The sequence below is a fragment of the Virgisporangium aurantiacum genome (assembly GCF_016863635.1).
Taxonomy (GTDB): Bacteria; Actinomycetota; Actinomycetes; order Mycobacteriales; family Micromonosporaceae; genus Virgisporangium; species Virgisporangium aurantiacum.
This window is the reverse complement of the sequence record NZ_BOPG01000053.1, coordinates 13,859-26,217: the sequence shown is the minus strand read 5'-3', so window position 1 is coordinate 26,217 and position 12,359 is coordinate 13,859. Positions and strand designations below refer to the sequence as shown.

Annotated in this window: 13 protein-coding genes; 7 read left to right on the top strand and 6 right to left on the bottom strand. The window is 70.2% G+C overall.

What is annotated here, in order from left to right; genetic code table 11:
* Positions 1–9 precede the first annotated feature (9 nt).
* The 3 genes from Vau01_RS39305 to Vau01_RS39295 all read left to right on the top strand — a co-directional run bounded on the left by Vau01_RS39305 (position 10) and on the right by Vau01_RS39295 (position 3,947).
* Complete coding sequence (locus Vau01_RS39305; protein WP_204004553.1) at positions 10–591, top strand: hypothetical protein; 582 nt, start codon at positions 10–12, stop codon at positions 589–591.
* 47 nt (positions 592–638) lie between these two features.
* Positions 639–1,868: a PQQ-dependent sugar dehydrogenase gene (locus Vau01_RS39300; RefSeq protein WP_204004551.1), complete on the top strand. Its 1,230-nt coding sequence runs from the start codon at positions 639–641 to the stop codon at positions 1,866–1,868.
* A gap of 105 nt (positions 1,869–1,973) precedes the next feature.
* Entirely contained in the window at positions 1,974–3,947 is a 1,974-nt protein-coding gene (locus tag Vau01_RS39295) for a dynamin family protein (RefSeq protein WP_204004549.1), read from the top strand.
* Positions 3,948–4,017: 70 nt separating this feature from the next.
* On the opposite strand, the gene Vau01_RS39290 is transcribed toward Vau01_RS39295, so the two are convergent.
* Positions 4,018–5,625: a DUF11 domain-containing protein gene (locus Vau01_RS39290; RefSeq protein ID WP_204004547.1), complete on the bottom strand. Its 1,608-nt coding sequence runs from the start codon at positions 5,623–5,625 to the stop codon at positions 4,018–4,020.
* Between the two features lie 10 nt (positions 5,626–5,635).
* Positions 5,636–7,306: a hypothetical protein gene (locus Vau01_RS39285; RefSeq protein WP_204004545.1), complete on the bottom strand. Its 1,671-nt coding sequence runs from the start codon at positions 7,304–7,306 to the stop codon at positions 5,636–5,638.
* Between Vau01_RS39285 and Vau01_RS39280 the strand changes: the two genes are divergently transcribed.
* Positions 7,296–7,448: a hypothetical protein gene (locus Vau01_RS39280; protein ID WP_204004543.1), complete on the top strand. Its 153-nt coding sequence runs from the start codon at positions 7,296–7,298 to the stop codon at positions 7,446–7,448. The genes Vau01_RS39285 and Vau01_RS39280 overlap by 11 nt on opposite strands.
* Here Vau01_RS39280 and Vau01_RS39275 read toward each other — a convergent pair whose 3' ends face one another.
* From Vau01_RS39275 to Vau01_RS39265, 3 genes are all read right to left on the bottom strand, one after another.
* A complete protein-coding gene (locus tag Vau01_RS39275) occupies positions 7,449–7,982 on the bottom strand; it encodes a hypothetical protein (RefSeq protein ID WP_204004541.1) in 534 nt (177 codons plus the stop codon). It lies immediately after the preceding gene.
* Between the two features lie 11 nt (positions 7,983–7,993).
* A complete protein-coding gene (locus tag Vau01_RS39270; RefSeq protein WP_204004539.1) occupies positions 7,994–8,767 on the bottom strand; it encodes a tyrosinase family protein in 774 nt (257 codons plus the stop codon).
* A gap of 63 nt (positions 8,768–8,830) precedes the next feature.
* The gene (locus Vau01_RS39265; RefSeq protein ID WP_204004537.1) at positions 8,831–9,472 is read right to left on the bottom strand and encodes a TetR/AcrR family transcriptional regulator; all 642 of its coding nucleotides are present in this window, start codon (positions 9,470–9,472) and stop codon (positions 8,831–8,833) included.
* Between the two features lie 138 nt (positions 9,473–9,610).
* Between Vau01_RS39265 and Vau01_RS39260 the strand changes: the two genes are divergently transcribed.
* Both Vau01_RS39260 and Vau01_RS39255 read left to right on the top strand, forming a co-directional pair.
* The gene (locus Vau01_RS39260) at positions 9,611–10,006 is read left to right on the top strand and encodes a nuclear transport factor 2 family protein (protein WP_204004534.1); all 396 of its coding nucleotides are present in this window, start codon (positions 9,611–9,613) and stop codon (positions 10,004–10,006) included.
* 52 nt (positions 10,007–10,058) lie between these two features.
* Entirely contained in the window at positions 10,059–10,493 is a 435-nt protein-coding gene (locus Vau01_RS39255; RefSeq protein WP_204004532.1) for a nitroreductase family deazaflavin-dependent oxidoreductase, read from the top strand.
* Positions 10,494–10,533: 40 nt separating this feature from the next.
* On the opposite strand, the gene Vau01_RS39250 is transcribed toward Vau01_RS39255, so the two are convergent.
* Positions 10,534–10,899, bottom strand: coding sequence for a hypothetical protein (locus Vau01_RS39250; protein WP_204004523.1), 366 nt, complete (start codon positions 10,897–10,899; stop codon positions 10,534–10,536).
* Positions 10,900–11,194: 295 nt separating this feature from the next.
* Between Vau01_RS39250 and Vau01_RS39245 the strand changes: the two genes are divergently transcribed.
* Entirely contained in the window at positions 11,195–12,292 is a 1,098-nt protein-coding gene (locus Vau01_RS39245; RefSeq protein WP_204004522.1) for a winged helix DNA-binding domain-containing protein, read from the top strand.
* Positions 12,293–12,359: the final 67 nt, after the last annotated feature.

The window sequence follows — 12,359 nt, the reverse complement described above, 5'->3', positions numbered from 1 at the left end:
GAAGCGATCATGATTGCCCGGGGAAGTTCCGCGGGGTGGTACCGGAACCGCTTCGTATGGGCGGCGGTGATCCTGGCGATGACGGCCGGCGCGGTCGCACTGGTCAACTCGGCCGGCTCGAAGCCGGAGCCGGCGGACCTGCAGAGCCAGATCATGACCCGACTGCGTACCACGCTCGAACAGGCGGACCCGGGCCAACACAGCCACGCCGGACACAACGCCCAACAGGCGGCCACCGGCGAGGAGGCGACGCCGGCGGTGATCTGCGGGGTCCGCGTCTACGGCTACGAGCCGGCCGGGGCCACCACGGTCGCCGACGTGAAGACCGTGTACGGCTTCCACATGTGCGGCGTCGCCGAGCCGAAGCGTCCCTGGGACGTCGCGGTCAAGCTCGCCGGCCCCGTGATCGTGAACCTGTCCACCGATCCTCCGGGCATCCAGGTCGTCGAAGCGACCGCCGAGGTCATGTTCGTCGACCGGCTGAAGGAGATGTTCCCGCCCAAGTATGCGCAGCTGGCGCTCAAGGAAGCCCTGGCCGACGCGGAAATGGCCAACCTGCGCCGCCGATACGACGCCGCAGCCGGGCTCTGACCGGCGCCCCCAGATTGCGTCCCCCACTCTGCTCAAGGAGCTGAACCATGTCGCGACGGCGTCGCCGCCCGGCCACCATGCTGGCCAGCCTGCTCGCCCTGGCTCTGTCTGCGCTCGTGTCACCCCAGGTGTCGGTGGCCGGCACGGCACAGACCCCCGCGGTGCCACTCACTGAACTGACCGTGGTATCCGAACAGGTGGCTTTCGGTCTGCAGCGTCCGATCGCCATCACCGGGCTGCCGGACGGCCGGATGCTGATCGCGGAGAAGGATGGCACCGTCCGCGCCTACCACCCCGACACCGGGCTGGCGGCCGAGCCGGTACTGGACCTGACCGCCCGGATCGACACCTCGGACAACGAGCGCGGCCTTCTCGGCATCACGCCCGCGCCGAACTTCGCGCGGACCGGGATCCTCTACGTGGCCTACACGAGCCTGCCGGCCGGCGCCCTGACCCTGGCCCGGGTGCCCCTCGGCGCTCCCGAGCGGTTGCAGGTTCTGCTCACCCAGGAGCACTCCGAGTACGGCAACCACAACGGCGGACAGGTCGCGTTCGGCCGCGACGGCTACCTCTACTGGTCCACCGGCGACGGCGGCTTCGCGAACGACCCGTTCAAGTCCGGTCAGAACCTCGGCACCCTGCTCGGCAAGATCGTGCGGATCGACGTCAACCGCGCCTGCGGGCCGAAGCCCTACTGCGTGCCGTCCGACAACCCGTTCGTCCGCACGCCGGGCGCGCGGCCGGAGATCTGGGTCTACGGGTTGCGCAACCCGTGGCGGTTCTCGATCGACCCGGTCGACAACTCGCTGTGGATCGGTGATGTCGGCCAGGGCCTGATCGAGGAGGTCGACCACATCCGCCCGTCGCAGCGCGGGGCGAACCTCGGCTGGTCCTGCAAGGAGGGCACGCCGGTCTTCGACCAGACGCAGTGCCGACCGGGCAGCCGGTACACCGACCCCGTCTTCGAGTACGAACACTTCATGACGGAGAGCTGCTCGGTGATCGGCGGGCCGGTGTACCGAGGGTCGCGGACCCCCGAGGCGCGGGGCGTCTACATCGCGAGCGACTACTGCGCGCCCCGCGTGTTCGCCATCCGCCCCAAACCCGGCGGCGGCTACGAGAACGCCGTCATCGGCACGTTCCCCACCCAGCCGACCGCGATCGGCACCGACGTGCACGGCGAGTTGTACGTGCTCAGCGACCTCCCGGGATTCCTGAGCCGGGTGCGGTTCGAGCGGGTCCAACCGGCCTCCGGCGGTGGCGTGGCGAACCGCTGAACCCCGGGCAATCCTCCGCTGACCTGGGCATTCGGTCCTCCCCAATTAGTGCCGACCGCGGTGGGAGAGATCACCGCGGCGGCACCGCCCGATACGGTCCCGGCCATGGCGGTGCGCAGCCAAGGACCTGCAGGCCAGGCCCGCAGGAGCGCCCCGGCGGCCGCCGCGATCGAGGAGGACCGGGTGACCCAGATCCAGCAACCCCCCGCAGCGACCAGACCGAATCCGGACGCTGCCCTGCAGAAGCTGCTCACACAGGCCGTCGACAGCGGCCTGGCGGTCCTGCGCAAGATCGACCCGGAGGCCGCGGCGGACCTCGACCGGGTCCGCCGCCGTGACGTCAGCCGTCCCTCGATCGTGGTCGTCGGTGAAACCAAGCGGGGCAAGAGTTCCCTGGTCAACATGCTGATCGGGGTACCGGGCCTGTCGCCGGTCGACGCCGCGGTGGCGACCTCGGCGTTCATCGAGTTCCGCCACTCCGCCACCCACGGGGCCCGCGCGTACCTGCCCGGCCGGGAGAACCCGGTCCCGCTCAGCTACGGCGACCTCCGCGACTGGGGCACGGTGCTGGGCCGGCTTCCGGACGGGCAGCGCCCGCCGCGGCGCATCGAGGTACATCACTCGGCGCCCCTGTTGCAACACCTGACGCTGATCGACACTCCGGGCGTCGGCGGCCTCGACCCGCTGCACACGCAGATCACCCTCGACGCGGTCGAACGGGCCACCGCGCTGCTGTTCATCGTCGACGCGTCGTCGCCGTTCACCAGGCCCGAGCTGGACTTCCTCGTCGAGGCCAGCAAGCGGGTCAACTTCGTCGTCTTCGGCCTGACCAAGTGCGACGCCTACCCGGGCTGGCGCACCATCCTGGCCGACAACAAGGGCCAGTTGCAGGCGCACGTGCCGCGGTTCGGGTCGGCGCCGTGGTACCCGGTGTCCGCCCGGCTGGCCGAGACGGCGATGTCGATGCCCGACGACACACGGGCCGAGCTGATCCGGGAATCGCGGATCGCCGAGTTGCAACACGCGCTGATCGACCTGGCCGCGAAGGGCCGCACATTGCAACTGGCGAACGTGCTGCGCTCGGTGCGCAGCGAGGTCATCGGGATCGACCGGGAGATCGGCGAGCGGATGAAGGCCACCGACCCGGACCCGGCCGACGTGCAGCGGGCCAAGGACGAGCGCGTGAAGGTCGCCGCCCGCAAGCGCACCGAGTCGCGGCAGTGGTCGCTGACACTGAACACCGAGACGCAGCAGGCCCGGGTCGAGGCGACCGCCCGGCTGCGCCGGTACATCACGAAGGTGCAGGAGGACTACCTCACCAGGATCGACAAGGCGAGCGGTGCCGAGCTGAAGTACCTGCCGCAGGAGGTCGACCGCTCGCTGCACGCGTTGAGCGTGCGTCTGTCGCACGACCTGGAGCTGTGCTTCCGCATGGTGGGTGAGCGGGCGCTGGCCCAGGTGTTCCAGCCGCACGAGCTGCAGTACGTGCTGCGGCACCTCAACGCCCGGCTACGGCACGCCCTGCAGACCCGGCCCCGCCCGGAGCGCGGCTCCGGCGACGGCGCGATGGTCGCGATGTCGAGCGCCGGGATCGCGATGATGGCCGGCCGGGCCGGCACCTACGGCGCGGGGATCGGTGCGACCGCATTAGGGATCACAAGTCCGGCGAACATGGTGCTGCCCGGCATCGGCATCGTGATCGGACTGGCCGCCGGCGCCTACATGATCTTCAAGCGGAAGTCGATGACCGACAAGCAGGGCACCAGACAATGGCTGCGGGAGGTACTCGGCGAGGCCCGTGCGGCGCTGTCCGACGAAATCATGCGCCGGTTCACCGGCCTGCAGCACGCCCTCACGCTCGCTCTGGACGAGGCGATCGAGCGCCGGCTCCAGCAGCTCGACGCGCACATCGCGACCATCGACAAGGCAATGGCCGAAGACAAGGCCGAGCGGACGAAGCGGAAGAACACGTTGGCGCAGGAACGGGACGACCTGCGGGCCCGGATCAAGCAGCTCGACGAGGTCCTCGTCCGGGTACGGGCATTGCTGCCCGCTGCGCCGGCCGAGGGTCTGGCGTAGGCCATGCGTGCCGTTCGGGTGGGAAGGTGCCCGCCCCGACGTGTTGCCGGGGCAGGCACCTCCCTGGCGATTACCGGCCGACCTGGATGATCGGCCCTCGACCGCTTGCCGGCAGATAGCGCGTGTCGCCGGCCCAGTTCACGGTATATCCGAGGCTGAGCAGGGCGGCCAGCGTGTAGGTGAGCCCTGGGCAGCGGGCCACACCGTCCGTGCCGGTGGTGGCGGTGCACAGATTCATGCCGTTGTCGGCGACGAACCGTACCGAACGCCCCACGACCGGTGCGCCCGTGTCGGTGCGTTCCACCTTCCCGGTGAGGGTCAGGATGTAGATGTCCACACCCGGCAGCAGCCGCACGAGGATCGGTGTGGCCGTGACCCTGGTCGGCGCGGCGATCACCCCGGTGGTCACCGACGCTTTGTTGTTGCCCGGTACCGGATCGACCGACACCGACGACACACTCGCCTCGTCGGTGAAGGTGCTGGCCTGACCGGTGTCGGTCACCGTCACCCGGACCGTCACGGTGCGGCTCGCGCCGACGCCGACCGGCGCGGGCCACGTGCAGGTCAACTTGTTGAGCGCCGAGTCACGGCCGCAGACGCCGCCGTCGGTCGCGGTCGCCGTGCCGAACGCGGCTTCCCCGGCGGCGGGCAAGGCGTCGACCAGCGTCATCCGGTCGGCGTCGGATGGTCCGGCGTTGGTGGCCTTGATCGTGTACTCGACCACCTCGCCGGCCGTCGCGCCCGGACGGGAACCGGTCTTGGTGACGCCCAGGTCGCTGACCGCTATCACCTCGACGGTCCGCGACGCCGCGTTGTTCGCGCCGTCGGCGTCCCGCCCGCCGACTGTGCGCACGGCGCCGGACGCCGTGATGGTGGCCCGCTGGCCGCGTCCGTTGAGGAATCCCGGCGGCACCGGCACCCCCAGTTGCACCGACTTCGACGCGCCCGGGTGGACGCGGCCGAGCGCGCAGCTCGGCCTGCCGGGCTCACCCGTGCAGCCGTCGGGAAGCGGTGCCGCCGCGGGCAGCGGCAGCGTCAGGTCGGCGGTGGTGCCGAACGCCGGTCCCGGGCCGTTGTTGCGCACCGACGGGGTGTAGACCAGCGTGGTGCCCGCGGGCACCGGCTCGGGTGCCGCCGTCAGGCTCATCGCCGCGTCGTGACCGCAACTCGCGTCGTCGGCATGCTGCTGGCAGTAGGCGGCGACCGCGGGTGTCACATCAACCGTCGCGACGGTGGCGCCACCCGGCGTCGCGAGCCGCAGTATCTCGGCCCTGCTGTCGTACGGCGCGAGAACCGGGTAACGACCGGGCTGGTCGAAGGACCCGACGCCGTGGGCGTACGCGGTCGCCGGGCTCGGCATCGTGGCCGACCGGAGTACCGCGCCGCCCCCTTCGGTGGTGACCACGAGATCGCGCCGAAGGTGCTCGGTGCCGGGCGTGGCGACGTTGGCGACCACGGCACCCGCGCCGGTCCCGGATTGCGATGACCGGAAGTCCACGTCGGCGACGAAACTGCGGGCGTCGTCGATGTATTCCGGGCGGGGCACGGGCTCGGTGCCCGGCTCGGTTCCTCCGGGCGCCGCCGCGGCGGCGAAACCCCCACCCACGACCAGCGTGACGACGGCGAACAGGACAACCGCCCGACGACGGCGTGTGGTGTGTGCGATTCGGCGGTTCATGTCATCCTCCTCAGCACTTCGCCTGGTCACAGAGCTCGAACACGTATTTCATGCGTCGCCTGTCGGCGCGACGGGCGAACTGGTTGTCCGCCATCAGGTCGTTCGTCGCCGGGTCCGAGATCCAGATGTCCGGGTCGGTGTCGGCGTCGCGGGCGGTGTCCATGCCCCGGCAGTCGGCGGCGACGCCATTGAGGTTGCCCACGTCGGCGGTGCAGGCGTCGAGGCTGAGATAGATGTTCGGGTACGGGTTCGGCTGGAAGTAGTCGACGCCGAACGGGTACTCGTCGGCCAGGCCCCAGCCCGCGTGCCCGGTCTCGTGAATGAACGCATCCGGCTCACCCGCCTCGGCGCTGAACACCCCACCGACCGCGCACTCGCGCAACGTGTTGATGTCGCCCGGAAACGGCGTCATCGGGTGCAGGATCGCCTTCACGTTGCCGAATCCGTAGTCGCGGCCGGTGTTGTCGGGCAGCGTGTGCTGGCAGGTTTCCAGCGCGCCGTTGCCGTCGAGGTCGCGGATGCCGCCGGTGGAGGCCCCGTCCCGGGCAAGCCAGACGTTGATCGCGCGCTGGTTGTCGAGGACGATCTGTTCCCGGTACAGCTCGGCGATCGCGGCCGCCGCGTGTGTCTGGAAGTTGGCGTCCGCCGCGCCGGCGGCGTAGACCGGGAAGTTCAGCAGCCCGCCGCCCGGGTTGGCCGGGTTCTGCGGTGCGCGCACCGTCGCCGGGAACAGCACGATGTCCAGGGCGTGCTCGCGGTCGCTGTTGAGCAGGACCGGCACCGCCTGTCCCTGCGGTGGATTGCCGACCTGCACCGTACGCCAACCCGAATACACCGGCACTCCGGCGTCCACGACGCGGCAGCCGTACGAGATCGTCGCTCCGTTGCCGGGAGCGATCCGGGTGGTGTTGAACGTGGTCTGTCGTCCCGAACTGCCGACGATCTGACGGGTCGCGCCACCGTCGGTGGAATACCAGACCTCGACCCGGTCGGCCAGCAACGTCGGCAGCGCCTGGCCGTCGGGCTGGTCGCCGAACGACTCCGCGGTGATCCTCACCTGCTGCCCGGCCTGCGGCCACAGCGGCGCGTGGCCGCATCGGACGTGCCTGCCCGGTGCCTGTGCGGGTTCGGTCACCTCGACCTTGAACTCGATGCCGGCCACGTCACCGTCGTCGGCGTTCCCGTTGGTCTGCACGACCTGGTTGCAGCTGCCGGAAACGTCGCCGGAGAACGTGCAGTCCCGGTCGACCGGATGCAGGTCGACGGTGATGTTGACGTCCCGGTCGCTGTCGTTGCTGGTCAGGTCGATCCGGTTGTCGTCGAAGTTCAGGCCGTCGTCCTCGTCGAAGATCTCGATCTTGACGGAGACGGTCGCCGCGGTGTGCTCGGTCGACGCGGTGGCCCGCCAGTTCGGGGTGATGAGCGACCGATCGGTGATCTCGCCGAACGACGTCGACGTCGTTCCGATCGTGGTGCGCCCGTAGAAGTCGGCGTCGCTCGTGAGGTCGATCGGGCCGCCCGGGCAGCACTCGCCGACCCTGGTGATCGTCACGGCGACGGTGAGGGGCAGCGCCTGCGCCGGCGCCGCCACGAGGACCAGTCCGGGCACGACAATCCCCGACGCCAGGAGGATCGTGCCCAGACGTCGGAACAATGACCGGTTCCGGGCGATGTTCGTCATTGTGCTGATCGTGGTGAGGGCAGCGAGTCTCGATCTGATGACCATGGGCTTCTCCTTCGGCCGCCTGATGGGCGATCCCATGGTCGTGAGGCTGCCTGTGCGCGGACCTTGCGCCGATCTTGCGGACGCCGATCACGTGTGATCAGAGTGGTGTGTCAGCGTCGGCTTCGGTGGCGGTGAGATAGGTCTGCACGGAGATGTCGGCGAAGTGCAGGAGTTCAGGTGCCGGTTTGCGGTCGGCCCGGCGGGGGGTGATCGACACCGGGACGAGGGTCACGGTCTGCAGCGTGTCGCCGGTCGCGAGGAGTCGACGCAGTGGCTCGGTGACGGTGACGTAGGTGTCCAATGGGGTCAGCGGATGTGGCGGGCGCAGGTCGGTCGGATCGGTCGAGGGCTCGGGGACGTCGCAGTGGCCTTCGTCGCCGTAGCAGCCGCCGTGGCCGAACGCGGTGAGTCGCCCGGCATAGCCCTCGTCCGGGGTGCGCGGGGTGTCGATGGTGGCGCCGGGGTTGTTGAAGAACAGGCGGGTTTCGTAGGAGGTGTCGGCGTGGTGGACGCCGGTGATCACGACGTCGGCGCGCGTGAACGCTGCGGCGCCGGCGTCGCCGGGGAAGGGCAGGCCCACGACGAGGGTCTGCTCGGACGCGCCGGCGTGGCCGGCTTCCGCGGTGACCATCAGAGCCCTCCTCAGCCGATCACTTGGACGGCGTATTCGTATCCCAGGGTAGAGATGTCCAGCATTTGACGCACCGTCACCGGGAACGGGGGCAGCACCCGGTCGAGGAGACGAGCGGGCGGGTTGATGCCGCGGGGGCTGATCTGCCACAGGTACCACAGCCGGTCGATCATGCTGTGGTGGGCGTAGAAGATCGGGTCGAAGGCCGCGACGGGAACTGCGGTCATGGCCCCGCCGACCCAGCCGTGCACGCCGCCGTGAATGCTTTCCAGCAGGGTACTGAAGCTGTTGAACGTGGTGGACCGCAGCGCCCGGGAAACGGTGGACGCCCGTGGCAGCTCGTCGGGCAGGTCCGGATCGCGGATCGTGGTGGGGTTGGCTCCGTCGGTGATCGCTCCGGGCAACCGGGCCCGAACCAGTGCCAGGTCGGCACTGTTCAACGTCACCGGACCCGCGGCCAGCGGGTTGGCCGGGCCGCCCGGACCGGCCCGGTATCCCGGGGGCAGGCCGGTGCTGTGGGCCTGGGTTGATGTCCAGTCCCACCAGGGCAGGCTCACCGTGGCCGTCTGGTCGCCGCGGGCGCGGCGCAGCGCGTCGACGAGGGCTCTCTCGAAGAAGTACAGGTAGGCACGGTGCCACGGCAGGAACAGCGACGTGCCGTGTTCGCAGTACGTCGGCAACGGCAGGCCGTGCACCCCGGCGTAGAAGGCGTACCCGCGTTCGTCGGTCAACCCGTACGCCGCGGAAAACGCGTCACGAAGATCGGTCAGCTCGGTCGTGGTCAAGGTCGAAGCGCTGCGTCGAATCCCCATACCGTCCTCATGCCAGCTCGTTAACGCTTGCGACAGCTACTCCGCCAGAGACGGCGAGTGACAGTCATGTGTCGTTGATCTGACGAGCTTCGGGTCGTTCCCCGACGGCGCGAGCGCGCGGAGTCCACGCAGGAACAGGTCGAGGTGATGGCGGGCCAGTTCGTGCTTGGCTTCGGCCGACAGCGGTCCCGGCAGGGGCCGGGCGATCCGGACGAGCATCATCGAGATGTCGGCGAAGACGACGTCGTGGGGGAGTGCCCCGGCGGTGTGGACCCGCTCGATCAGGTGCTCGACCGCGGTCCGTGACGCGTCGCGCAGCGGGCCGATCTCGGGATCGTGTTCGAGGTCGACGACGTCGAGCAGCATCGGCAGCACGGCCGGGGCGCGAAGTTCGAGGGCGTCGCGCAGGTACCGGGCCAGCGCGTCGAACGCGTCGGGTTCGGTGTCGGCGGCGCGCCGGGCCGCCTCGAGGGTCCTGCTCAGGGCTTCGGCGGCGACCGCCCGGTGGAGTGCGCTCCGGTCCGGGAAACGACGGTACAGCGTGGCGCTGCCGACGCCGGCCCGCCGCGCGATGTCGTCGAGGGGCACGTCGGGCCCGTGCTCGGCGATCATGTCGCGGGCCGCGAGCAGGATCTGGTCGAGATTCCGCCGAGCGTCGGCCCGCATGGACCTCGCCATCGACCTGCCTCCGTTCTGCCGTCCCGGCACAGGATAAGCCAGAACCGGGGAAAGATTCCCCACTTCCCTTGCGTCGGCTTTGCGGGCGTGACACGGTTGTGGGGGATCTTCCCCCGGTTAGAGCTTTGAGGAGACGCGATGAGCGAGCAGGTCCTCGACCTCGTCGAGCGATGGGCGCAGGCCGAGCTGCACGGCGACGTGGACGCCTACGACCGGCTGCTCACCGACGATTTCGTCGGCGCCGGACCGGTCGGTTTCACGCTCACGAAACAGCAATGGGCCGACCGGCACCGGCACCGCCTGCAGAACGACGAGTTCGAGGTGCTGGAACCACAGGTCCGGATCTACGGCGATGTCGCGGTCGTGAACGGCGTCCAACGGCAGCGCACGATCGCGATGGGCCGCGACGCGAGCGGATCGTTCCGGCTCACCCTGGTGGCGGTCCGCGACCACGATCGTTGGGCGATAGCGAACCTCCAGCTGAGCGGCCCGCTCCGCCCGGCCGAAGCCCCGTCCCCGTTTCCGCGCGTCTAGGCCTCCGGCCGACGATCGGTCGCGCCGCTGCCGACCCGCTGAGGAGACCACGTTGACCGCGGAACTGCCGCCCCGGCTGGCCCGGATGTCCCGGGTCCCGCTTCGGCTGCTCACCTGGGGTTTACCGATGCCACCGCTGGTGCTGCTCGTGACCCGCGGCCGGCGCAGCGGCCGCCAACGCGTCGCGCCCGTCGCACTCCTGCGCCACGACGGTCGGGAGTGGCTCGTCGCGCCGTTCGGGGAAACGGCATGGGTCCTCAACGCCCGCGCCGACGCCGAAGCCACGCTCCGGCGTGGGCGCCGCACACGCGCGGTGCGCCTCGTCGAGGTCGACGACGTCCGCAAGCCGGAGATCCTGCTCGCGTACCGCCGCCGGTTCCGGTTGATACCGTTCGTTCGCGAAGCGTTCGGCGCTCACCCTCGCGAGGGCGTGGCGGCATTCGGCCGCGAAGGCGCCCGTCACCCGGTCTTTCGGATCGAGCCGTAGTGCTCGAGGTCGACCGGCGGCAGCGGGTACCGACACTCGGTCAAGCCAGGGACCTGTGGTTGAGGTACGCGACGACTTCGATCGCCTCGCCGGTGTGGCGTAGCAGGTAGGACGACGCGAGCACCGCGGGGTCTCCGCCGGTGCGGCTCGGCGCCGACCACGTGGTGTGGACCAGCAGGTACTGCTCGTCGAGGCGATGCTGCGTCGCCGTTGTGAGTTCGGCGGAGCCGACGCCGGCATCGGCGAACATCCGGGCGCGCCGGGGGAGGCTGGCGAGGAACGCGGCTCGGGAGACCCGGCGGGCGCCGGTCGCGTCGGCGAACAGGAACGGGTCTGCGAACAGGTCGGCATCGGTGAGCGTCTCGAGCACTGCGCGCACGCGCGGCTCGACGTCGATGGCGGTCATTCAGGTAGGTCCTCTCGGAATGATTCGGCAGACCTACTGCGTCATGCCCTACGACAGCCGCGCCGGCTCTGGCGGTCGGGTACACACCGGCTGACGGTCACGGACGATGTGCGTTTTGCACGGGCCGGCGCTGCAGTACCCATCTCAGCTGGTGTTCAGGACACTGGTCGCGCTCGCCGGTCGTCCCGAGAATCGACGGCATGACAACAGATACCGTCACGGTCTCCGCGTTGGTTTCCGGCGGCACGGCGGAGATTCGACCGTTCCGCATCGACATCCCGCAGGACGTGCGCACGTGGTTCCGCGGCTTCCGGTAGTCACGCTCCGCGGTCTGAACCGGGCCACCCTGCACCGGCAGTTCCTGCTGGAGCGGGTGACCCGGACCGCCTACGACACGGTCGAGCATCTGGTCGGGATGCAGGCGCAGGAACCGCTGTCCGCCTACTACGGGCTGTGGTCGCGGTTGGTCGCGTTCGATCCCACCGAGCTGTCGGGGCTGCTCACCGACCGCCGGGCGGTGCGGGCGCCGCTGCATCGGACGACCATCCACCTCGTGACCGACGCGGATCACGGCCGCCTCGAGCCGCTGTTCCGCGAGATGCTGCACCGCCGGTTCGCCTCGTCACCGTTCCGGTCGGTGCTCGACGGCCTCGATCTCGACGAGTTCCGCGCCGCGGTGGCGACGCTGGTCACCGGGAACCCGCGCTCGCGGGCCGAACTGGCATCGCTGCTCGCGGGCCGGTGGCCCGCGCTGGACGCGGAGTCGCTCGGCTACGCCGTCACCCACCTGCTGCCCGTCGTTCAGGTACCGCCCCGCGGAGTGTGGGGCCGGTCCGGGCGTCCACTGTGGACCACCGCGGGGTCGTGGCTCGGACCGCCCGGTGCCGCGTCGGATCGCGAGTCGCTGGTACGTCGCTACCTGGCCGCGTTCGGCCCCGCCTCGGTGCGGGACATCCAGACCTGGTCGGGCCTGACGAGGCTCCGGCCGGTGGTCGAGGGGATGGAGCTGCGCCGGCTCCGTGACTGGCGAGGACGGGAGCTGTTCGACGTCCCGGACGGGGCGCTGCCCGACCCGGACACCCCGGCACCGGTGCGGTTCCTGCCGGAGTTCGACAACGTCCTGCTCGCCCACGACGACCGCACCCGGATCATCTCGGACGAGGACTACCGCCGCGGGATCGTGATCGGAGGCAGGTCGACGGTTCTCGTCGACGGGTTCGTGCACGGTACCTGGACGGTGTCGACGGCCGGTCTCGACGTCCAGGCCTTCCGACCGCTGACCCCGGCGCAACGCGCGGCGGTGGAAGAGGAAGGCATGCGGCTGCTGGAGTTCGCCGGGTCCGAACGGTCCACCGTCAGGCCGGCGGTTTATGTCGCGCATACACGTTCCTGAATACCGTCCCCGGCGATGGAGGGTGTCCTCCGCGCTGACGGGGGACCGGCGACAGGACGGGGAACCA

What these genes read in the sequence shown, in the direction of transcription:
- Vau01_RS39250 (WP_204004523.1), bottom strand. Translation starts at nt 10,899, where the DNA reads ATGACCGCCATCGACGTCGAGCCGCGCGTGCGCGCAGTGCTCGAGACG.
- Vau01_RS39275 (WP_204004541.1), bottom strand. Translation starts at nt 7,982, where the DNA reads ATGGTCACCGCGGAAGCCGGCCACGCCGGCGCGTCCGAGCAGACCCTC.
- Vau01_RS39305 (WP_204004553.1), top strand. Translation starts at nt 10, where the DNA reads ATGATTGCCCGGGGAAGTTCCGCGGGGTGGTACCGGAACCGCTTCGTA.
- Vau01_RS39260 (WP_204004534.1), top strand. Translation starts at nt 9,611, where the DNA reads ATGAGCGAGCAGGTCCTCGACCTCGTCGAGCGATGGGCGCAGGCCGAG.
- Vau01_RS39300 (WP_204004551.1), top strand. Translation starts at nt 639, where the DNA reads ATGTCGCGACGGCGTCGCCGCCCGGCCACCATGCTGGCCAGCCTGCTC.
- Vau01_RS39280 (WP_204004543.1), top strand. Translation starts at nt 7,296, where the DNA reads ATGTTCGTCATTGTGCTGATCGTGGTGAGGGCAGCGAGTCTCGATCTG.
- Vau01_RS39285 (WP_204004545.1), bottom strand. Translation starts at nt 7,306, where the DNA reads ATGACGAACATCGCCCGGAACCGGTCATTGTTCCGACGTCTGGGCACG.
- Vau01_RS39265 (WP_204004537.1), bottom strand. Translation starts at nt 9,472, where the DNA reads ATGGCGAGGTCCATGCGGGCCGACGCTCGGCGGAATCTCGACCAGATC.
- Vau01_RS39290 (WP_204004547.1), bottom strand. Translation starts at nt 5,625, where the DNA reads ATGAACCGCCGAATCGCACACACCACACGCCGTCGTCGGGCGGTTGTC.
- Vau01_RS39295 (WP_204004549.1), top strand. Translation starts at nt 1,974, where the DNA reads ATGGCGGTGCGCAGCCAAGGACCTGCAGGCCAGGCCCGCAGGAGCGCC.